Origin of the sequence: Microbulbifer sp. SAOS-129_SWC, assembly GCF_039696035.1 — a bacterium.
In the GTDB taxonomy this organism is placed as follows: domain Bacteria; phylum Pseudomonadota; class Gammaproteobacteria; order Pseudomonadales; family Cellvibrionaceae; genus Microbulbifer.
Genome location: NZ_CP155567.1, coordinates 2,537,570 through 2,558,397 on the forward strand (window position 1 = coordinate 2,537,570; position 20,828 = coordinate 2,558,397).

At 60.7% G+C, this 20,828-nt stretch carries 15 protein-coding genes; 10 read left to right on the forward strand and 5 right to left on the reverse strand.

All coding sequences use genetic code 11. The features are described from left to right. The first annotated feature begins 505 nt into the window (after nucleotides 1-505). The 5 genes from ABDK11_RS11005 (at nucleotide 506) to ABDK11_RS11025 (ending at nucleotide 7,200) form a co-directional block, all read left to right on the forward strand. Nucleotides 506-1,381: an AraC family transcriptional regulator gene (locus tag ABDK11_RS11005; protein ID WP_346836554.1), complete on the forward strand. Its 876-nt coding sequence runs from the start codon at nucleotides 506-508 to the stop codon at nucleotides 1,379-1,381. A 95-nt stretch (nucleotides 1,382-1,476) separates the two neighbouring features. Beyond that, a complete protein-coding gene (locus ABDK11_RS11010; protein ID WP_346836555.1) occupies nucleotides 1,477-2,787 on the forward strand; it encodes an MgtC/SapB family protein in 1,311 nt (436 codons plus the stop codon). A gap of 50 nt (nucleotides 2,788-2,837) precedes the next feature. After that, nucleotides 2,838-3,599, forward strand: a complete 762-nt coding sequence (locus ABDK11_RS11015; RefSeq protein WP_346836556.1) for an ABC transporter ATP-binding protein — start codon at nucleotides 2,838-2,840, stop codon at nucleotides 3,597-3,599. 9 nt (nucleotides 3,600-3,608) lie between these two features. Further along, nucleotides 3,609-5,987, forward strand: a complete 2,379-nt coding sequence (locus ABDK11_RS11020) for an FtsX-like permease family protein (protein ID WP_346836557.1) — start codon at nucleotides 3,609-3,611, stop codon at nucleotides 5,985-5,987. Between the two features lies 1 nt (nucleotide 5,988). Then, nucleotides 5,989-7,200 (forward strand): efflux RND transporter periplasmic adaptor subunit, encoded by a 1,212-nt coding sequence (locus ABDK11_RS11025; RefSeq protein WP_346836558.1) that lies wholly within the window; start codon nucleotides 5,989-5,991, stop codon nucleotides 7,198-7,200. A 16-nt stretch (nucleotides 7,201-7,216) separates the two neighbouring features. On the opposite strand, the gene ABDK11_RS11030 is transcribed toward ABDK11_RS11025, so the two are convergent. The 3 genes from ABDK11_RS11030 to ABDK11_RS11040 form a co-directional block, all read right to left on the reverse strand. Continuing rightward, nucleotides 7,217-7,603 carry a DUF2306 domain-containing protein gene (locus ABDK11_RS11030; protein ID WP_346836559.1) on the reverse strand — a complete coding sequence of 129 codons (387 nt, stop codon included), beginning with the start codon at nucleotides 7,601-7,603 and terminating at the stop codon, nucleotides 7,217-7,219. Nucleotides 7,604-7,721: 118 nt separating this feature from the next. Next, entirely contained in the window at nucleotides 7,722-7,922 is a 201-nt protein-coding gene (locus ABDK11_RS11035; protein WP_346836560.1) for a hypothetical protein, read from the reverse strand. Between the two features lie 59 nt (nucleotides 7,923-7,981). Next, nucleotides 7,982-8,452, reverse strand: coding sequence for a nuclear transport factor 2 family protein (locus ABDK11_RS11040; RefSeq protein WP_346836561.1), 471 nt, complete (start codon nucleotides 8,450-8,452; stop codon nucleotides 7,982-7,984). A 446-nt stretch (nucleotides 8,453-8,898) separates the two neighbouring features. Here ABDK11_RS11040 and ABDK11_RS11045 point away from each other — a divergent pair, with 446 nt between their 5' ends. From ABDK11_RS11045 to ABDK11_RS11060, 4 genes are all read left to right on the forward strand, one after another. Then, nucleotides 8,899-11,064, forward strand: coding sequence for a M3 family metallopeptidase (locus tag ABDK11_RS11045; protein WP_346836562.1), 2,166 nt, complete (start codon nucleotides 8,899-8,901; stop codon nucleotides 11,062-11,064). 516 nt (nucleotides 11,065-11,580) lie between these two features. Then, nucleotides 11,581-12,522, forward strand: a complete 942-nt coding sequence (locus ABDK11_RS11050) for a hypothetical protein (RefSeq protein ID WP_346836563.1) — start codon at nucleotides 11,581-11,583, stop codon at nucleotides 12,520-12,522. Nucleotides 12,523-12,542: 20 nt separating this feature from the next. Continuing rightward, nucleotides 12,543-12,950: a nuclear transport factor 2 family protein gene (locus tag ABDK11_RS11055; protein ID WP_346836564.1), complete on the forward strand. Its 408-nt coding sequence runs from the start codon at nucleotides 12,543-12,545 to the stop codon at nucleotides 12,948-12,950. Nucleotides 12,951-13,500: 550 nt separating this feature from the next. Then, on the forward strand, nucleotides 13,501-15,828 hold the full coding sequence (locus ABDK11_RS11060; protein WP_346836565.1) for an arylsulfatase: 2,328 nt from the start codon (nucleotides 13,501-13,503) through the stop codon (nucleotides 15,826-15,828). 65 nt (nucleotides 15,829-15,893) lie between these two features. On the opposite strand, the gene ABDK11_RS11065 is transcribed toward ABDK11_RS11060, so the two are convergent. Both ABDK11_RS11065 and ABDK11_RS11070 read right to left on the reverse strand, forming a co-directional pair. Next, nucleotides 15,894-17,588, reverse strand: a complete 1,695-nt coding sequence (locus tag ABDK11_RS11065; RefSeq protein WP_346836566.1) for an NAD-dependent malic enzyme — start codon at nucleotides 17,586-17,588, stop codon at nucleotides 15,894-15,896. A gap of 207 nt (nucleotides 17,589-17,795) precedes the next feature. Further along, nucleotides 17,796-18,911 (reverse strand): cation diffusion facilitator family transporter, encoded by a 1,116-nt coding sequence (locus ABDK11_RS11070; protein ID WP_346836567.1) that lies wholly within the window; start codon nucleotides 18,909-18,911, stop codon nucleotides 17,796-17,798. 253 nt (nucleotides 18,912-19,164) lie between these two features. Here ABDK11_RS11070 and ABDK11_RS11075 point away from each other — a divergent pair, with 253 nt between their 5' ends. Next, nucleotides 19,165-20,802 (forward strand): DUF1254 domain-containing protein, encoded by a 1,638-nt coding sequence (locus ABDK11_RS11075; protein WP_346836568.1) that lies wholly within the window; start codon nucleotides 19,165-19,167, stop codon nucleotides 20,800-20,802. Nucleotides 20,803-20,828 lie beyond the last annotated feature (26 nt).

Here is a 20,828-nt window from a genome sequence, read left to right on the forward strand (position 1 = left end):
CATTATTCTCCCCTATTTCAATTTCAGAAAAACCTCTACTACATTATCCCCGTGAGCTTCTATCAGGGTAACGAAGACTTAAAACAGTTTCGACACTTTCCTTCTGATCCTATTTCACTCAGCAATCTTCGATTTTATGTCAGCGCCAGGGGCGATTCATGACACACTCCCGCCAAAGCCGGCCCGACTAAAAATTGATCTCCAACATTGGCTCTATCAGAACAGGAATTTCGGCGGTCGGCGCAGTGAACCATAAACCCGACGGTCATCTGACCGCGGGATGGAAACGCCGAACCTGCCTACTCTTTGATCAATCATAAACGGGAATGTCCCTCGGCGGCCGCGGGCAGCGACTTCCGCTGCGAGTTCGACGCCGTCCGGCACAACGCCCTGCCCGTCAAACGGCGTATCGGTTCCCGCGGACTCGCCGCCAAAGCGCAATAACAGTCAGGTTTTTGCCGGCCGATTCGGCTAATCTTGCGGGCAACGGATCGGCAGAGAAGCCATGGCGGATTATTCACAGCAACTACAGCGCGTACTGCACTTTATCGACGCGCACCTGCAGGAGCCGCTGTCGGTGGAGCAGCTGAGCGCTGTGGCGCACCTGTCCCGTTATCATTTTCACCGCCTGTTTTCCGCGCACTGTGGCCATACGCTGTTCGACACCATCACAGCGCTGCGCATGAAGCGCGCGTCCTACCAGCTGGCATTCCGGCGCCGGCAGCGGATTGTCGATATCGCGCTGGACAACGGTTACGACAGCGCCGAGGCGTTCAGCCGCGCGTTTGTGCGCCGCTTCGGCCAGACCCCGTCGGCGTTTCGCCGCGCGCCCGATTGGGGCGCCTGGCACCGCGAGCTGCAAACGCTGAATGACCTGAGGAGAAAAATCATGCCTTCCGAGATCACCACTGATGCGGTGGAAATTATCGAATTCCCCGGTATCGAGCTGGCGGTACTGGAGCACTGCGGCGATCCCGCCACCCTCGGTGCGTCCATTCAGCGCTTTATCGAATGGCGCCGGGACAACGGCGTACTGCCGGACCGCAGCCGGACCTTCAATATTGCCTACAACGATCCCGGCACCACGCCGGCGGCGAAGTTTCGCTTCGATCTCGGCGTAGAGATCCGCGGGCCACTGGCACCGAACGCCCAGGGGCTGGTGGCGAAATCCATTCCGCCCGGGCGCTGTGCGCGCCTGCGCCATGTGGGCGGCGACGACACCTTCGGCGCCAGTGTCGAGTACCTGTACCGACACTGGCTCAGCGGCAGCAGTGAGGAGCTGCGCGACTTTCCGCTGTTTTTCGAGCGGGTGCGCTTTTACCCGGAAGTACCCGAGAGCGAGCGCATCACCGACATCTACCTGCCGCTGCGGTCCCGCTAGGCCGGCACTTTCCCCGCATCAGCGCCGAACTGCACGGTTGGTACGGCTTTGCGGTCTAGACTGGTAAGCAGTGTGCCAACTTACCAGAACCAATAATGCTGCCGACCCAATTGGCCCCGGATGGGCCCAGCGGTGACCTTCCCGATGCGGTGCAGTCTTTCTTTGATTCGGAAAGCCTGATCGCGGTCGGCATTGCGCTCGGGCTCGGGCTGCTGATCGGCCTGCAGCGGGAGCGCACCACCGACCGCCTGGGCGGCATTCGCACCTTCCCCCTCATCGGCCTGTTTGGCGCCCTCGCCGCCAGTGTCGCCAGAGCCAACGACGCGCTGTGGCTGGTGGCCGCGGGGTTGTTGTGCATGACCGTATTGATTCTGCTCGGCAATATCGAACGGCTGCGCGGTGAAGAGGAAACCAACGGCATCACCACCGAGGTGACCGCCCTGCTGATGTACCTGCTGGGCGCCTACCTGATCCTCGGTGAGAAATCGGTTGCGGTGGTGGTGGGCGGCATTGTCGCCGTGCTGCTGCACCTGAAACCCAGCATGCACGCCTTTGCGCGCAAACTGCCGGAGCAGGACCTGCGCTCGATCATGGAGTTCGCACTGATCTCGCTGATCATTCTGCCGGTGCTGCCCAACCGCAATTTTGGCCCTTTCGATGTACTCAACCCGTTCAAGATCTGGCTATTGGTGGTACTGATCGTCGGCATCGGACTCGGCGGTTACGGCGCCTACAAGGTGATCGGCGCGCGCGCCGGCACTGTGCTCAGCGGCCTGATCGGCGGACTGATCTCATCGACCGCGACCACCGTCAGCTATGCGCGTCGCGCCGGTACCAATCGCGATATCGCCGAGCTGGCCGCACTGGTGATCCTGATCGCCTCCACCAGCATGTTTATCCGCATGCTGGTGGAAATATCCGTGGTGGCGCCGCGCATTCTGCCGCAACTGGCGCTGCCGCTGGTGGTACTGATGGTGATCAACCTCGCCGTGTGTGCGCTGGGCTACCGGGCGGTGGGGCAGCATGAGAAGTCGATGCCCGAACAGAGCAACCCGGCGGAGCTGAGCCCCGCGCTGATCTTTGTCGCGCTCTACGCGCTGATCACCGTCGCCATTGCCGCCGCCAAGGAATATTTCGGTAACCGCGGCATCTACGTGGTGGCACTGATCTCGGGGTTTACCGATGTCGATGCCATTACGCTGTCCACGGCCAACCTGGCCCGAACCGGCACCATCGAGGTTGCCACCGCGTGGCGGGCCATGGTGATCGCTACCCTGACCAACATGATCTTCAAGACCGGGGCCGCCAGCGTGCTCGGCGGTACCGCGCTGTTGCGGCGGGTACTGTTGCTGTTCGCCCTGCCCTTTGCCGCCGGCATCGCGGTGCTGCTGTTCTGGCCGCATTGATCGCCTGTGCCGCTGGCCGGCCTGCAACCGGAGGAAACGTTTCGCGCATCATGAACCACACCAAGTCCCGCACGCTCGACAATGGCGGCGACAACCGCGACAACCGCGAAAATACAGCCTTTCGCGCGGAGGGGCTCACCAAGGTCTACGGCGTGGGCGAGTCCCGGGTCTACGCACTGCGCGGTGTCAGCCTTACGGTGCCGGCGGGCGATATGGTGGTGCTGCTGGGGCCATCCGGCAGCGGCAAATCCACATTGCTGAATATTCTCGGTGGCCTCGACTCGCCCACCGAGGGCAAGGTCTTTTTCGGTACGCGCGAGCTGACCGCGTTTGACGACCGCCACCTGACCCTGTTCCGCCGCGAGTCGGTGGGCTTCGTGTTCCAGTTCTACAACCTGATCCCGAGCCTGACCGCGCGGGAAAACGTGGCCCTGGTGACCGAGATTGCGCGGCAGCCAATGGCGCCCGAGGAGGCGCTGGCGCTGGTGGGGCTGGAACAACGCATCGATCATTTTCCCGCCCAGCTCTCCGGCGGCGAGCAGCAGCGCGTGGCCATCGCCCGCGCCATTGCCAAGCGGCCGCGGGTACTGTTCTGCGATGAACCCACCGGCGCGCTGGACAGCCAAACCGGGATTGTCGTGCTGCAGGCGATTGCGCGGGTCAATCGCGAATTGAATACCACCACCATGATCATCACCCACAACGCCGGCATCGCCGCCATGGCCAACCGGGTGTTGCAGATGGCCGATGGCGAAATCCAGGACACGCGGATCAATGCCGAACCCTGCGATCCGACGGAACTGAGCTGGTAGGGCCGCGCCGTGCTGATCGAATGGTGCAATGCCCTCGACCGCAAATTATTGCGGGACCTGTGGGCCATCAAGGGGCAAGCACTGGCCATTGCGGTGGTGATCGGCTGTGGCGTGGGCATGTACATCATGTCCCGCGGTATGCTGCTCTCGCTGCAGGAAACTCGCGACGCCTATTACGAGCGCTATCGCTTTGCCGACCTGTGGGCACCGGTCAAGCGCGCGCCGGATGCCCTGCGCGAGCAGATCGTCACGCTACCCGGTGTGCGCCGCGCCGAAACCCGCATTCGCGCCGGGGTAGTCCTCGACGTGGAGGGCGCCAGTGCACCGATCACCGGTGAAATCCAGTCGCTGCCGGAAAAGCCCGTGCCACACATCAACGATATTGTGCTGCGCCGCGGCCGCTACTTCGATCCGCAGCACGAGGACGAAGTGCTGGCGTTGCAGTCTTTCGCCGAGGCCCACGGCCTCGGCCCCGGCGACCACCTCTACGCGATCCTGAACGGCACCAAGAAACGGCTCACCATCACCGGCGTGGTGCTGTCACCGGAATACGTGTATGCCATTTCACCCGGTGAAATCGTGCCGGACAAGAAACGTTTCGGTGTTTTGTGGATGAACCGCGAGGCGCTGGCCAATGCCTTCGACCTGGACGGTGCCTTCAACGAGGCCGTACTACTCACCTCGCCCGGCGCCAACGAGGACGCGGTGATCGACCAGCTCGACACCCTGCTCAAACGCTACGGCGCCACCGGCGCCTACGGCCGCAAGCAGCAGATCTCCGACCAGTTTCTCAGCAACGAGATCAACCAGCTCAACACCATGGGTCGCATACTGCCGCCGGTATTCCTGCTGGTGGCGGCTTTCCTGTTGAACGTGGTGATCAACCGCCTGATCGACACCGAACGCGAACAGATCGGGCTGCTCAAGGCCTTCGGCTACGGCCGCATGGCTGTGGCGCTGCACTACCTGAAAATGATTGGCGCGGTTACCCTGCTCGGCATTGTCATCGGTATCGCCATGGGGCTGTGGCTGGGCCAAGGGCTGGCCAGAATGTACCAGGATTACTTCAAGTTTCCGTTCCTGCTGTTCAGCGCCCCGGCCGATGTCTACCTGATCGCAGTCGGAGCCGCCCTCGGCGTGGGCGGTACCGCCACCGTGTCTGCGGTGCTGCGCGCCACTCGCCTGGAGCCGGCGGTGGCGATGGTGCCGCCCCCGCCGCCGGATTACAGCCGCTCGGCAGCGGGGCTCGAACGCCTGGCGCGCTGGCTCGACCAGCCGAGCCGCATGATCCTGCGCCACCTGTATCGCTGGCCCAAGCGCGCCGGGCTGACGACCCTCGGCATCGCCATGTCGATGGGCCTGCTGATCGGCGCGAGTTTTTCGTGGGATGCCATGCTGTATATGGTCGATATCAGTTTCAATGTCATCGATCGCCAGGATGTCACGGTCAATTTTGTCGAGCCGCGCAACCGGCGCGCCGTGCAGGACCTGCTGCACGCCCCGGGGGTGATGACGGCCGAGCCGTTTCGCGCGGTACCCGCGGTCCTGCGCAACGGCCAGTTCAACCGCCGCGAGGCGATTATCGGCCTCAGTGACAACGCCAAATTGAGCCGCGTGGTGGATACCACGCTGCACCCGGTCCCCCTGCCCCCGAACGGGCTGCTGCTGTCGGACAAGCTCGCCGAACTGCTGCACGTGGAAGCCGGCGACCTGCTGCGGGTCGAGATCCGCACCGGCCGGCGACCGGAAGTCGATCTTCCGGTACGCGGTATCGTCAAAACCTATATGGGCACCGCGGCCTATATGGACCTGCGCAGTCTCAACCGGCTGCTGAAGGAAGATATTGCCATCAGCGGCGGCTACCTGCTGGTGGACCCACAGCGCACTGACGCACTCTACCGCGCACTGAAAAATACCCCGGTGGTCGCCGGTGTCAGCCTGCAAGAGCAGGCGCAGAGCGCGTTTTACGACACCCTGCAGGAAAGCCTGGGCACCTTTGTATTTTTCAACACGCTGTTCGCCGGGCTGATCGCGGTGGGCGTGGTCTACAACAATGCGCGCATTTCCCTGTCCGAACGGGCGCGCGAGCTGGCCAGCCTGCGGGTACTGGGCCTGACCCGCGGCGAAGTGTCCTACATTCTGCTGGGAGAACTGGCGTTGTTGACCCTGCTGGCCCTGCCATTGGGGGCCTTCCTCGGTTACGCGCTGGCACGCGGGCTGGTGCTCTCCTTCGACACCGAGCTGTTTCGCATTCCGCTGATCATCAACCCCAGTACCTACGGCTACGCCGTGCTCATCGTAGTGCTGGCGGCCATCGGTTCCGGCCTGCTGGTGCGCCGGCGCATCGATCGCCTCGACCTGATTGGCGTACTCAAGACCCGGGAGTGATATGGGCAGGAAACTGGTCAAGCGACTTTTCGGTATCGGGCTGCTCGCCGGCCTGCTGCTGTTCTTCGCCTACGCCTTTCTGCCCAAGCCGGTCCCAGTGGACATGGCGCATGTTACCCGCGGCCCAATGACCGTTTCGGTGAGCGACGAGGGCTATACCCGCGTGCGCGATGTGTATGTGGTATCCGCGCCGGTGACCGGCTACCTGCTGCGTATCGAGCGCAACGTCGGCGATCGCGTCGATGCACACAAGACACCACTGGCGCAGCTGCTGCCCACGCACCCGGAGTTTCTCAATGAGCGCGCCCGCGTGCAGGCGCAGGCCGCCATCGACAGTGCCAAAGCCGCGCTCAACCTGGCCCGCGCCGAGCGCCGCGATGCGGAGGCAAAACTACGCTTTGCCCGCGCCGACGCCGCGCGCGCGCGCAAGCTGGCCCCCAAGGGTTATATCTCCAAAGAAGAACTGGAGCGCATGGAACTGGCACAGGACAGCGCCGAAGCGGCGCTCGACACCGCCAAGGCCGCCGAACGCATGCGCAGTGGCGAACTGGACAATGCGCGCGCGCAGCTGATTACCCCGGATGCCGAGCACCCGGATGCCGGCAACAATAAAATCATCACGATCACCGCCCCGGTCGGCGGCCGCGTGTTGCAGCGGCGCCAGGAGAGCGAGAAAGTCGTCACCGCCGGCACCCCATTACTGGATATCGGCAACCCGGCGCAGCTGGAAGTGGTGGTGGATCTGCTCTCCCGCGATGCGGTGCAGGTACAGCCCGGCGCTCCGGTAAGCATGACCAACTGGGGCGGGGACTATCCACTACACGGCCGTGCGCGGCTGATAGAACCCTACGGCTTTACCAAATACTCCGCCCTCGGCATCGAGGAGCAGCGAGTCAATGTCATTATCGATTTTACCGATCCACGCAGCGAGTGGCAGCGCCTTGGCCACGGTTACCGCGTCGACGCCGAGATCCAGACCTGGCACGGCGACAACATCCTGCAGCTGCCCGCCGGTGCCCTGCTGCGTCACGCCGGCCGCTGGGCGGTATTCAGGGTCGTGGGCGACCACGCGGTGATGACGCCGATTAAAATCGGCCACAACAATGGCCAGCAGGTGGAGATACAGCAGGGGCTGAGCGAGGGCGACACCCTGGTGCTGCACCCGAGCGAGCGCATTGAAGATGGAATCAGCGTGGTGCGTAGGAAGCAGTAATCCGCTCGCCGCCGCTTCAGGCAAACACCCAGCCGTGCAACAGTCGCCCGGGCATCAGGGCAAAGGAGCCGGCCAACAGCAGGCCGCCGATATACAGCCCCACCATATTGCCGCGATGTTTTTTGATATTGCCGCTGCGCACCGCCAGATAAGCCGCAGGCACGCTGTACAGTACCAGCAGGCTGAAAATATGGATAAAACCGAAATGATGAAAGAGGGTCGGCCCGACCTGCGCCGACATGAACAGCGTAATCAGCGCCGTGGCCAGCATCAGCAGCATATACAGTTTACCGAGCAGCCGGTGCCCCGGCGTCCCCTTGCGCCGCAGCAGCAGATAAGTACCGATGAAAAATGCGGGCACGATAGTGGCCAGATGCCAGTAGGCAAGGTGCAGATAGATCATCCCTGATATCCTCCAGAATATTTCAAGCGGAGCAGCGCAACATCCGAATTGCGACCCAGCTCCGCCAAATTCGCGGCGGATATTACCACACGGCTCAACGATGGCAATGCAGTGCTATTTAGCTTTTATCGCGATACCCCAGTACACGCGCGGGCAGAAACAGCAGCTCGCGCAGAAACGCAAACAGCGCCTCGAAGGTAATGCCGAGCAGGCGAAACGGTAAAGACAGCAGCCACACGAACGGCCATAGAATCAGGGCCAGCAAAGCCAGCGGCCAGCACAAAATAAACAGGATCAACCAGAGGACAAAAGTGACCATGGTTTAATTGCCTTCTCCCAGGTTCCAGGCAGGGTGCGCGTTACGCACCCTGCCAATGATTACAGCGATTTTGCGTAGGTCCTGATCACCGACACTTTGCCGTTCTCGATTTCGAGCACTTCAATAACATCCGATGCGAACCCCACTTCTTTCTTGAGTTGCTGGTGGTAACCCGCAAAGCGCTGCTTGTATTTCAGCACGATCACATCCTTGCCGGTAGTGATGCTCTCAAGCTTCGCTTCGAAACTGGAATTTCCACCGAGATAATGGGTCATCCCCTTGCGTGCCCGCGCCTTGTTGCCCCGGGCCCGGCTATCGTCCGGTGAATTGGGAAAATGCTGATGACCAACGTCGTCAGTGAGGAAGGCAAGATAGTTTTCGACATCCTGCTTGGTCGCATCCGGCTCCTGTGTCGCTACGAATGCCGCAAAGTAGTCCCGGCCCAACTGCTCCAGATCCGGTGTCTTCGCACTGGCCCCCGCACAAATGCTCGCCAGCAATACAGTGACCAATATCAGATATTTCTTCATGCAGCCTCCTTTCAACATTATTGTTATCGCCGTCTGCGCGACTTCCAGCGCTGGAATCCGCTGACCCAAACGGGCAGCTGACACAACGGTCAGACGGGTCACGTTAGCTTATCGCAATCGGGAGAATCGGGCTACGACAGCAGAACACACCGCCAATCGAACACGTTACAGATAATTATCCTGCACTAATACCGGTGCTCCCGCCTACAACTCGCCCCGCCGCGGCGGCGCTTGAATCCACTAGGCAATGCGATAGTATGCAAAACGGACCGGTTTCCGGCTTTCCGGAAACCTTTTTGACGTGCCAATGCTCTGCATCAGACCGCGATACCGCCCTGTCGGTCGAGCCGCGCCTTCTGTCGCAGCCCGGAGAGAGTCCAGTCAAATCTAGTGATTTTCTCGCTTTCGTCCCGCTGCAGATCATGTGCAAACCATTCGGAGATAATATGCGCAAATCCCTGATCGCTACCGCCATTGGCGTCAGCCTGGCCATTAGTGCCCACGCAAATGAAACACCGACCAGTCACCAGAATCCCGCCGCCAGCGCCAGCAAGATGATGGCCGCCAAAAGCGCTACCGCAGCCAACCCGCTGATGAAGCCGAGCCCGCTACAGGACGAAGCCCCGCAGTTCGACAAGATCAAGGTCGAAGACTACCGCCCCGCGTTTGCCGCCGGTTTCAAACAACACAACGCCGAAATCGCAGCAATTGCCAACAGCTCCCAGCCCGCCACTTTCGACAACACCATCGTGGCAATGGAAAAGAGCGGTGCACTGCTGACCCGGGTTGCCCACGTCTTCTTCAACCTGGCCGGACTCAACTCCAACAAGCAATACCAGGCGATTGAAACGGAAATTGCTCCGAAGATTTCCCAGCACAATGACAACATCTACCTGAACCCGAAGCTGTTCGCGCGCGTCGCCAAGATTTACCACAGCGACGATAAAATGAATGCCGTCGACAAGCGCCTGGTGAAGAATTACTACGACCAGTTTGTCCGCGCCGGCGCCAAGCTGTCGGACCAGGACAAAGCCAAAGTTCGCAACATCAACAGCGAACTGGCAAAGCTGTCTACCGAGTTCTCGAAGAATATCCTCGAGTCATTCAAAAATGACACCATTCTGGTGACCGACAAGCAACAGCTCGACGGCCTGTCGGACTCCGAAATTGCCTCACTGGCAGCCGCGGCGAAAAAGGCCGGCAAGACCGGCTACATGATCACCCTGGTCAACACCACCCGCCAGCCGATCCTGGGCAGCCTGAAAAACCGCGCACTGCGCGAGAAAATCTGGAACACCTCCGCCAACCGCGCGCAGGAAACCAATGGCCCGCTGATCGTGCGCATGGCCGAACTGCGTGCCGACAAGGCGAAGCTGCTGGGCTACCCGAACTGGGCCGCCTACGTCACTGCCGACCAGATGGCCAAGACCCCGAAAGCCGTGTTCAAGATGCTGGACCAGCTGGCACCCAAGGCCGTGGCCAAGGCCAAGTCTGAAGCGGCAGATATCAAGGCAGAGATGGACCGCGAAGGCGCCGACATCAATAAACTGCAGCCGTGGGACTGGGCTTACTACGCCAACAAGGTACGCGCAGCCAAGTACGACCTGGACGAGAGCGAGGTCAAGCCCTACTTCGAGTTCAACCGCGTGCTGAAAGATGGCCTGTTCTTCGCCATGAACAAGCTGTACGGCATCACCGTCAAGCCGCGCAAGGATCTGCCGGTGTGGAATCCGAACGTGAAGGCGTTTGAGATCTTCGACAAAGACGGCAGCTCCATCGGCCTGTTCTACCTGGATCCGTACGCCCGCGAAGGCAAGAACGGCGGTGCCTGGATGGATGAGTGGGTCACCCAGAGCTTCCTGCTGAAGCACAAGCCGGTGGTGTACAACGCGCTCAACATTCCCAAGCCGGCGGCCGGCCAGCCGACGTTGATGACGTTCGACGAAGTCAGCACCATGTTCCACGAGTTCGGCCACGCCGTGCACGGCCTCTTCTCCCAGGTGAAATACCCGAGCCTCGCCGGCACTTCCACCGCGCGTGACTTCGTTGAGTTCCCGTCCCAGTTCAACGAGGACTGGAGCATCAACCCGATCGTGATCGCCAATTACGCCAAGAACTACAAAACCGGCAAGCCGATCCCGAAGGCGCTGCTGGACAAAGTGCTGAGAGCGCACAAGTTCAACCAGGGCTTCGACACCACCGAATACCTGGCAGCGGCATTGCTGGACATGGAGTGGCACAGCATTCCGGCCGGAGAGAAGATCACGGACTTCAACGCATTTGAGCAGAAGGCCCTGGCCAAGCACGGTATCGACTACACGCCGGTTCCGCCGCGCTACAAGTCCGCTTACTTCAGCCACATCTTCTCTGGCGGTTACTCTTCCGGTTACTACGCTTACCTGTGGACCGAAGTGTTTGCTGCAGACGCCTTCGCCTATATGAAGGAGCACGGCGGCCTGACCCGTGAGAACGGCGACAACTACCGCAACAACGTTCTGTCGCGCGGTAACAGCCGGGATCTGATGGAGGACTACGTCAAGTTCCGCGGCCAGGAGCCGAGCATCGATGCACTGCTGAAGCGTCGCGGCCTGGTGGACAAGCAGGGCCAATAAAGCCGAGATAAGTCTCGCAACGCAAAAAAACCGGCCTCAATTGAGGCCGGTTTTTTAATGCCTGAACGCTATTTCTCGCGTAAACTGAAACAGTTGAAGCATTTTGGTGCACCGTTACCACTTTGGTGCGCCGCCAACTCGATGCAATTTTTCCCCCTGCCAAAGAAACTTCACGTAGATTTTCCCGCCAACAATGCGTGATCACTCACACAATTAATGCCGCAAATCCGACAATACTCGTCACCAGATGACAATAAAAACAAAATAATTCGAGAAACGCTTACATTTTTGCACAGCAAAACTTTTGATATCGCGCAATGATGTTAAAAAAAGTAGAAACAGCCTGCCCCGCAAAAGAAAAAATATCTCCTTGACGATTTTTTTACTCAGGCGTAAACATTAGCGCGCCTCGTTGAGCACCAACGCTTTTTACGAGGAAGTGACCGACCGAAGTCTGATCGGCCCTTAAATCTGTATCTTGAAAATAAAAATCAATCTTGATTGAGGGTATTTTGAGTGAAGAATAAAACATCATTCGTAGCTGCACTCGCAGCAGGCCTAGCAATTGCTGCCACTAGCCAGGCAAGCGCCATCAAACCCGATCCCAATGCCGTATACCGCCCCACCGGTAAGGGATTTGGAGAGCTGGTATCGCCCAGCGATATCCATTCGAACAAGGGCGCCAAGCCCGGTGGTGGCGGCCATGGCGGTAACAACGGTATTTTCTATAACGGCGGCCCGGTGATGCTGGGCACTACCAATGTCTACTACATCTGGTACGGCGACTGGAGTGCGTATTCAAGCGCACAGACTATTCTTCCGGACCTGATCCCCGGTCTGTCCGGCTCCCCGATCTACAATATCAATACCAGCTATTACAACGGCTCCAACCAGCACGTGTCCAACAGCACGCAGCTCGTCGCCCAGGTATACGATAGTGGCTCTTACGGGACTTCCCTGACCGATGCCAACATCCAGAGCATTGTCACCAACGCGATCAACAATCTCGGCCTCGGCACCGACACCAACGGCGTTTACTTTGTACTGACCGCACCGGACGTGCAGGAGACCAGCGGTTTTGGTACCCAGTACTGCGGCTGGCACACCAAGGGCACCATCAACGGCCAGACCATCAAATACTCCTTCGTAGGCAACCCGGTAACCCAGGCGCCTACCGGCTGCGGTGTCAACAACCCGTCGCCCAATGGTGATGGTGGCGCCGACGCGATGGCCAGTGTCATCTATCACGAGCTGTCCGAGGCGGTGACCGATCCGGAACTGAACGCCTGGTACGATCGCCGTGGCTACGAAAATGCTGACAAGTGTGCCTGGGATTTTGGCAGCACTTATACAACCGGTAACGGTGCCACTGCCAACGTATCGCTGGGCGGCCGCGACTGGTTGCTGCAGCGGAACTGGGTCAATGACAACGGTGGTTTATGCGCTCTGTCTTACTAAGGCGCATTTTTCTGATAGGAGTGACCAGCTTCGGCTGGCTCACTCCTGCGTTTGCGTCCGAGCCCCCGACCGGGGGCAAGGGCGTGAATGTGATGACGCGCTATATGATGGTATTTGGGAAACTGGAAAACAAACTGCTTGCGGCGCAAGGCGCCGGCGACAAAGCCGCCGTCATCGCCCAGCTGAATCCCTTTTTCGAACTGAACACCTACGATCACAAACGCCTTACCCGCGATGCTTTCGCCGCACGGAAACCAAACTCTACGCAGCGGAAAATCAGCGGCCTTCGCGTCTACGAAGTTGGCGAAAATGCCATCGCCAATTTTGTTCTGCAGTCGCCTGACGGAAAGGATCTTTCAATCGTTGATGTCTGGTCCAGGAAGGGGCAGGACTGGCAGTTGCGGCTTCGCTTCGAATCCAACTATTGAGATCAATGCCAATCCGCCAGTGGTAGCCTGCTGATAAAAATTTCGCAGGCTGCCAACCCCGGCGGAAAGTCCCACCACCGCCTGATACGCAGTCCCGCGGCCGCGCTTGCGGTCTTGGCTGCAGACGTTCCCGTTAACGGTAGCCAATTGATCCCCCTCCCTTCCTCCATCTGCCAGCACCAGGCAGATCCCCCCGCTGCCCTCGCACAGCGAGCCCTCCCCCGGGATGACTTTGTTCGCCGCCTGACCGCATACAACAGGTATCGGAAGCTTCGTGCAAAATGTCGTCGTAATAAACGGCAAGTGCCAGTTCGTCACCTATCCTTTGCGGGCAGCTTTCAATGACACACACGACCCACCGCGCCCGCTCCAGATCCCTTCATGAGGTAACTTTGTGACTATTTCCATCACGCGTAAGCCATTTCGATTGCTGGCTGCAATAGTGATTCTGGCGCTGACTGCTGCCTGCGGTTGCTCCCGCGACGCCCCATCGAAAACTCAGGAGGCGGCAAAGGCACCCAATGAGACCGCGCCACCAAGCGACAGCGCAATGGAAGACGCATCTCCCGCGACCGCCGATAGCACCACCACCAACCGCGAGGACAACGGCAGCTGGCCCGATCGCGAACACCTGCCCATTCCGCTGTCGCCGTTCAAGGGCAAGATCGGCAAGACCTATAAGGATTCCACCGCTGACTGGCAGAAACATGCCGCCGCACCCGACGGCGCACCGAACGTGATCATCGTGTTACTCGACGACGTGGGGTTCGGTCAGGCCTCGACTTTCGGCGGACTGATTTCCACACCGAAGCTCGACGAGCTGGCCAGCGAGGGACTTAAATACAACCGCTTTCACACCACCTCTATCTGTGGACCGACGCGCGCGGCGCTGCTCACCGGGCGCAATCACCATATGACCGGCAACGGCTTCCTGATGGAGTGGGCTACCGGCTTCCCCAGCTATTCGACGATGATGCCCCGCGACACTGCCACCATCGGCAGGATCCTGCAGGACAATGGCTACGCCACCTGGTGGTTCGGCAAGAATCACAACACCCCCGACTGGGAAACGACCGTGGCAGGCCCGTTCAATAACTGGCCCACCGGCCTCGGTTTCGATTACTTCTACGGTTTCAATGCCGGCGAAACCGATCAGTATTACCCGGTGCTGTTCGAGAATACGACGCCGGTAGAGCCCGACAAGACGCCCGCCGAGGGCTACCACTTCATGACCGATATGACAGATCGCGCCATTGCGCGTATGAAGCTGTCCAAGTCGGTGGCGCCTGACAAACCCTTCTTCATGTACTTCGCTCCGGGCGCGACCCACGCACCGCACCAGGAGCCGGCGGAATGGCGCGACAAGTACAAGGGCAAGTTCGATATGGGCTGGGAGAAGTACCGCGAGGAGGTGCACAAACGCCAGCTCGATATGGGCATCATTCCGCCCGGCACCAAACTCACCCCGCGACCGGACTGGGTGCGGCCCTGGGACTCCCTGACGGATGTGCAGAAAAAGATTTACACCCGGCTGATGGAGAATTTCGCCGGCTACCTGTCATTTGCCGATCACGAAGTCGGGCGGCTGCTGGATGCGGTGAAGCAACTGCCGGATGCCGACAACACCATGGTGATCTATATCGTCGGCGATAACGGCGCCTCTGCCGAGGGTGGCCCCAATGGCACCTTTAACGAAATCGCCTCGCTGAACGGTATCCAGACGCCACTCGAAGACCTGGTGCCGCTGCTCGACAAAGTCGGCCAGCCCGGCACGGAACCACACTATCCGCGCGGCTGGGCCTGGGCCGGCGATGCGCCCTTCCAGTGGGTCAAACAGGTGGCTTCGCACCTCGGCGGCACGCGCAACCCGATGGTGGTCAGCTGGCCGGCAAAAATTAAACACGACGACCAACCGCGGGATGCCTTCCTGCATGTGATCGATGTGGTGCCGACGATTCTCGAGGCCGCCCATATCCCGATGCCGGAAACCGTAGATGGTATCGAGCAGAAGCCGCTGGAGGGCAAATCCTTCCTGCCAAGCTTTGACAACCCGGAGTTCAAGGGGCGCTCCTCGCAGTATTTCGAAATTTTCACCAACCGCTCCATGTACAAGGACGGCTGGAAAGCCGACGCCCAGCACACGCTCCCGTGGCGGCAGGACCTGGCGCCGGGCAACTGGGACAAGGACCGCTGGGAGCTGTACTACCTGCCGGATGATTTCTCCGAGGCCGTGGACCTGGCGGACAAGAAGCCGGAGAAGCTGGCTGAGATGAAGAAACTGTTCGACGAGGCCGCGCAGCAGTATCACGTCTATCCATTTGACGATCGCGGCTCAGCCCGCCTGGCGATTCCGAAGCCACTGCCACCCGGTGCCAAGCCAGACGCCAAACTCTTCACTTACTTCGCCGGCGCCACGCGTATTCCCGAAACCGCGGCGCCGCCCATGAAGAATCGCTCCTGGACGGTTACCGCAAAGGTAAAAGCCGACGGCGCCAAAACAGACGGCGTAATCCTCGGCTTTGGCGGCTCCGCCGCGGGGCTCACTCTGTACCTAGACAAGGGCATCCCGGTATTCGTGTACAACTACTTCAATAGCTACACCACCCTGAAAGGCAAGAGCGCGCTCAGTGGCGACGCGACCATTGCGGTGCAGTTTGAGTATCAGGGAGGTGACAAGACCGGCGGCCCGGCGCTGGTGACGCTGATGGTCAATGGTGAGCAGGTGGCGCAACAGAAGATGGATGCCACCGTGTCCGGGCGCTTCGGGGCGGATACCTTCGGTATTGGTGCAGACACCGGCCAACCGGTGACCCCGGAATACGAGCCGCCCTACCCGTTCAACGGGGCCATCGACAAGGTCACCGTCGAACTGCAATAGTCCGGCGCCAGCGAGGCCGCTGGCGCACGCGACAGCCGCTGGAACAACATTCCAGCGGCTGTGGATCAGAAGGCGCGGCGGCGGTACTTGCGGTAGTTGGGCGCCCAGAAATTGCGCTCGATGGAGCGCTCCAGCTTCTCCTCGGCCACTACCGGGGCCACACCGTCCTCCTGCGCCTGGCGGCCTACCGCCAGGGCGATGGCCTTGCTGACCGCGCGAATCTGCTCCAGCGGTGGCAGCAGCGCGCCCTCCGCCTTGCCACCTTTAGCCGCCTGCACCACCGGCGCCTGCTCGGCCAGCGCATTGGACGCGGCCATCAACATATTGTCCGTCACCCGCGACGCAGCGGCGGCGATCACGCCGAGGCCGATGCCGGGGAAGATGTACACATTGTTGCACTGGGCCACCGGGTAGCTCTTGCCCTCAAGCTCCACCGGCTCGAACGGGCTGCCGGTGGCGACCATGGCTTCACCGTGGGTCCAGGTGAGAATCTCCTCGGGCGTCGCCTCGGCGCGCGAGGTGGGGTTGGACAACGGCATCACCAGCGGTCGCTTGCAGCCGGCGTGCAGTGCCTCGATCACCGGCTGGGTAAACAGGCCGCCCTGCCCCGACACGCCGATCACGATCTGCGGTTTTACATTCTCTACCAGTTGCTGCAGATCCCAGTCGGTGACACCGTCGAATTTGCTCGGGTCCTGCGCCAGTTTCTCCTGGAAGTCGTGCAGGCCTTTCATATCGTTGGTGAGCAGGCCGTAGCGGTCGAACATGAACAGGCGCTCGCGCGCCTCCGCGTCACTCAGCCCCTCGCCCACCAGCGCCTTGACGATCTGCTCGGCGATACCGCAGCCGGCAGAACCGGCGCCGACCACCAGCACGCGCTGCTGCTGCAGGCTTTCGCCCTTGGCCTTGCAGGCGGCCAGAATGGTGCCCAGTGCCACCGCGGCGGTGCCCTGGATATCGTCGTTGAAGCAGCAGATCTCGTCGCGATAGCGCTGCAGCAGCGGCATCGCATTGGTCTGGGCGAAGTCCTCGAACTGCACCAGCACCTTGGGCCAGCGGCGCTTTACCGCGGCGATGAACTCGGCCACGAACTCGTCGTACTCCTCCTGCGAGATGCGCTCGTGGCGCCAGCCCATGTACATGGGATCGTTGAGCAGGTTGCGGTTGTTGGTGCCCACGTCCAGCGTCACCGGCAGTGTGTAGGCCGGGCTGATACCGCCGCAGGCGGTATACAGGGACAGCTTGCCGATCGGGATACCCATACCGCCGATACCCTGATCGCCGAGGCCGAGGATACGCTCGCCGTCGGTCACCACGATCACCTTGACGTTTTCCTTGGTGGCGCTGCGCAGGATGTCATCCATATGCGCGCGATCCGGGTAGGAGATAAACAGGCCGCGGTGATTGCGGTAGATATTGGAAAACTCCTCACAGGCGGCGCCGACCGTCGGGGTATAGATGATCGGCAGCATCTCCTCGATATGTTCCTGCACCAGGTTGAAGAACAGCGTCTCGTTGTCGTCCTGGATGGCGCGCAGGTAGATGTGGCGATCCAGGTCCGTCTTGCACTGCAGGTACTGGTGGTAGGCGCGGCGGCGCTGCTCCTGAATGCTTTCCACATTGTTCGGCAGCAGGCCGATCAGGTTGAACTCGATGCGCTCCTTGAGACTGAAGGCGCTGCCCTTGTTGAGCAGCGGGATTTCCAGCAGCGACGGTCCGGCGTGGGGGGTATACAGGGGGCGTTTTTCTTTGTTGCTCATGTCTCTACTTACTTCTGACCGCGGCGGCGGACACCGCCGCGGGAGGGAATACCGGTACGGGGAGGGGGCAAGGTGACCAAAAGTGCAAGTATGGTCTCAACCCTGCCGGCGGCCTGAGCCCGATGATGGCCGGAAGCCTAACCATGGCCCGCGAAGATAACAAGTACCGCCGGCCATGCCGAGTCGGGGGAGCAGCCGATTGACGCCTCAACTGGCCGAAAGGCCCTCGGGATCGTCCAGTCTGGACGGCGGCGCCAGCCCCTCCACTTCCACCGTCAGGTGGAATACCTGCGGGCAGCGCGCCTTCAGCTGCGCTTCCAGTTCATCGATCACCCGCTCGGTCTGCTCCAGTGTCGCCTGGATAGTCGCGCGTGTCTCGGCATACTCGCGCACCGCCTCAGTGCGCCGGTGCTCCGGCACCCGCTCCAGCAAGGCCTGCTGGTGGGCGATGATACGCTGGCGGATATCGGCCACCAGCACCTCCTCGCGCAACTCGATTTCCGCCACCACCACCGTGTGCGTATCGTCGACAATGATCGAGCGCAGGTCGTGAAAGCGCTCGATCTCGCGGTGCTCGCGCACTATCTGCTCGAAGGCGCGCTCCGCCTCGTGATCGCGGATGCTGGTGAGGAAGCGCATATTGACGATGCCGAGGAAAATCGCGGTGATACCCAGCATCAGCGCAATCAGCACCGAGAAGCCGATATCCCACACCGGGTTCCCGGTCAGTTGCGACAGGCCGATACCCGTTGCCGCGAGCAATACACCGGTAACGGCGATGGTATCTTCCAGCAGCACCGCCAGCAGCGTCGGGTCGTCCGCCGCTACCAGATAGTGCAGCAGGTTCTGCGCACCGTCCGCGCGCATGCGCGACAGAAACTCCCGCGACGCCATCACCAGCACATAGCCCTCCAGCAGGAAGGCGATGAGCAGGACAATTGCGGATACCCACAGTGGCGAAAAGGACAGCCCCAGAACCGAGATGGACTCCGGCACGGCCACCGAAGCCAGGTTGTGATAGGCGTGCCAGGCGTGGGCCAGACCCAGCCCGCAACCCACCGAAAACAGGCCGATGGCGCTCCACAGATTCCACAGATATTTCTTCTGCCCGTGACCGAAGGCGTATTCCGTATCCGCCGGCTGTCCGCCGCGGGAAAGCCCCAGCAGCAGGAATAGCTGGTTGAGGGTATCCATCAGGCTGTGCACGGCTTCATTCATCATCGCCGCCGAGTGGGTCACCGCGGCGGCGAGAAATTTCAGGCAGGTAATGATGGCATTGACACAGATCGCGTAGAGAACGGCTTTTTTTGAACCTTGTGCCATAGGCGGTACCGACTTTCCTTTTCTTTTTCGAAGTGCAGTGATCTAGCGGGTAACTCTAACGTGTCGCGGCTATAAGCGACAGAGGCACAGCGTATCACCCCCGCCGAGGCGCGGCCCCGTACTCCGGCACGACAAGCAGTGCCACACACCAGAGACCGCAAGCGCCAGTTTGCTGCGCAATCCACTATCGTCGCGCCAGCGACAATAGCCACAAGCGCTTTCAACCTATGCTTTCAGCCAGGGAATCCGCAACATGGAGATCAGCAAGGTGCGAAGCTTTGGTTATCGGCTACTGTGCGCAGCGGCGCTTAGCGCCGCCCTGCCCACTCTCGCCAGCGCGCAATCGGGGCCTAAAATACCACCGTCCATCACCACACCCAAGCAGATGGAAACCCGCATCGGGACACTCGACTTCGACGATGGCGTCCCCAGCGTGGAAACTGCCGGGAAAGTGCGCGACACCCTCTATTTCACCCGCGCCCTCAACGCCTACAACAACAGCTTTCGCGGCGCTTCCGCCTATGCGATTCGCAAGGGCCTGCAAAGTATTGGCGCGACCGACAATGACATAGTGATCTTTCCCGAGTTGATGGACTCCAACTCGCTGTTTCTTACCGCCAACGCGGACACCGTCTACTACATGTCGGTGCTGGACCTGTCCAAGGGGCCGCTGGTCATTGAACAGCCATCGATGGGGCTCGGCACCATCAACGACATGTGGTTCAGCTGGGTGGTCGATGTGGGCTTCCCCGGCCCGGATCGCGGCCAGGGCGGCAAATACCTGCTGGTGCCGCCCGGCTATGATGGTCCATTGCCCGAAGGCGGCTTCTATATCGCCCACTGCAAGACCAATCACGCGCTCTACGCCATGCGCGCGTACCTGGAGAACAACGACCCGGCGCCCGCGGTCGACAACATCAAGCAGCACCTCAAAATCTACCCCTACGCGCGCGGCGGCGTGGGCACCAGCATCGCCACGGCGCTGGAAGGCAAAGTCAGGCTCGGCAAAAATCCGCCGGTGCCCGCGACAACGTTTGTCGACATGAGTGGCAAGGTGTTCAACACCATTCCGCCCAGCGATTATGGCTTTTTCGAAATGATCAATGCCAATGTGCAGGATGAACCGGCGGGCAGCTACGATGTGGAACTCGCCGGCCAGCTGGCGGCGATCGGCATTGTAAAGGGCAAGCCGTTCAAGCCCGACGCGCGCCAGAAAAAGATCCTCACCGATGCCGCCGCCGTCGGCAATGCCACCGGCCGCTTACTGAACTGGCGCTGGGCCATGGTGCATCCGGACTGGGCCTATTACCCCGGCTCCATGTGGGCCAATATGCTGTGGCAGGGGGGCGCCATGTTCGAGACCCCGCCACCGCAGTTCACCAAAGAGGGCATGTTCAAGCCCTACCCGCCCACCGGCGCGCGCACCCTGGATTCGCGCACGGCCTTCTATTACGGCTATACCCTCGACTCCCCCGGCATGATCATGCGTATTCCCGATGTCGGCTCGCAGTACCTGATGGGCTTTACCGACGCCGACGGCAAACCCTTTGATGGCGCCCGCACCTACAAGGTCACGCTGCCCAAAGGCATCCCCGTAGGCAAGTTCTGGTCGCTCACCGTCTACGACAACCAGACCCGCTCGATGCTGGCGACGCCACAGCGCTATCCCCGCGCCGGCAGCCAGAGCTACCCGAGCCCCGCGGCCAAACCAAACCGCGGTGGCTCGACTACCATTTATTTCAGCCCCGAACAGCCGCAGGGGGTCGCGCGCGGCAACTGGATCCAGACAACCCCGGGCAAGGGCTGGTTCACGATCCTGCGCCTGTACAGCCCGCTGCCGCCGTTTTTCAGCAAACAGTGGCGCGCCGGCGAAATTGAACTGGTCCAGTAGCTGCGGGAATTTCTCTCTTCCGCGCT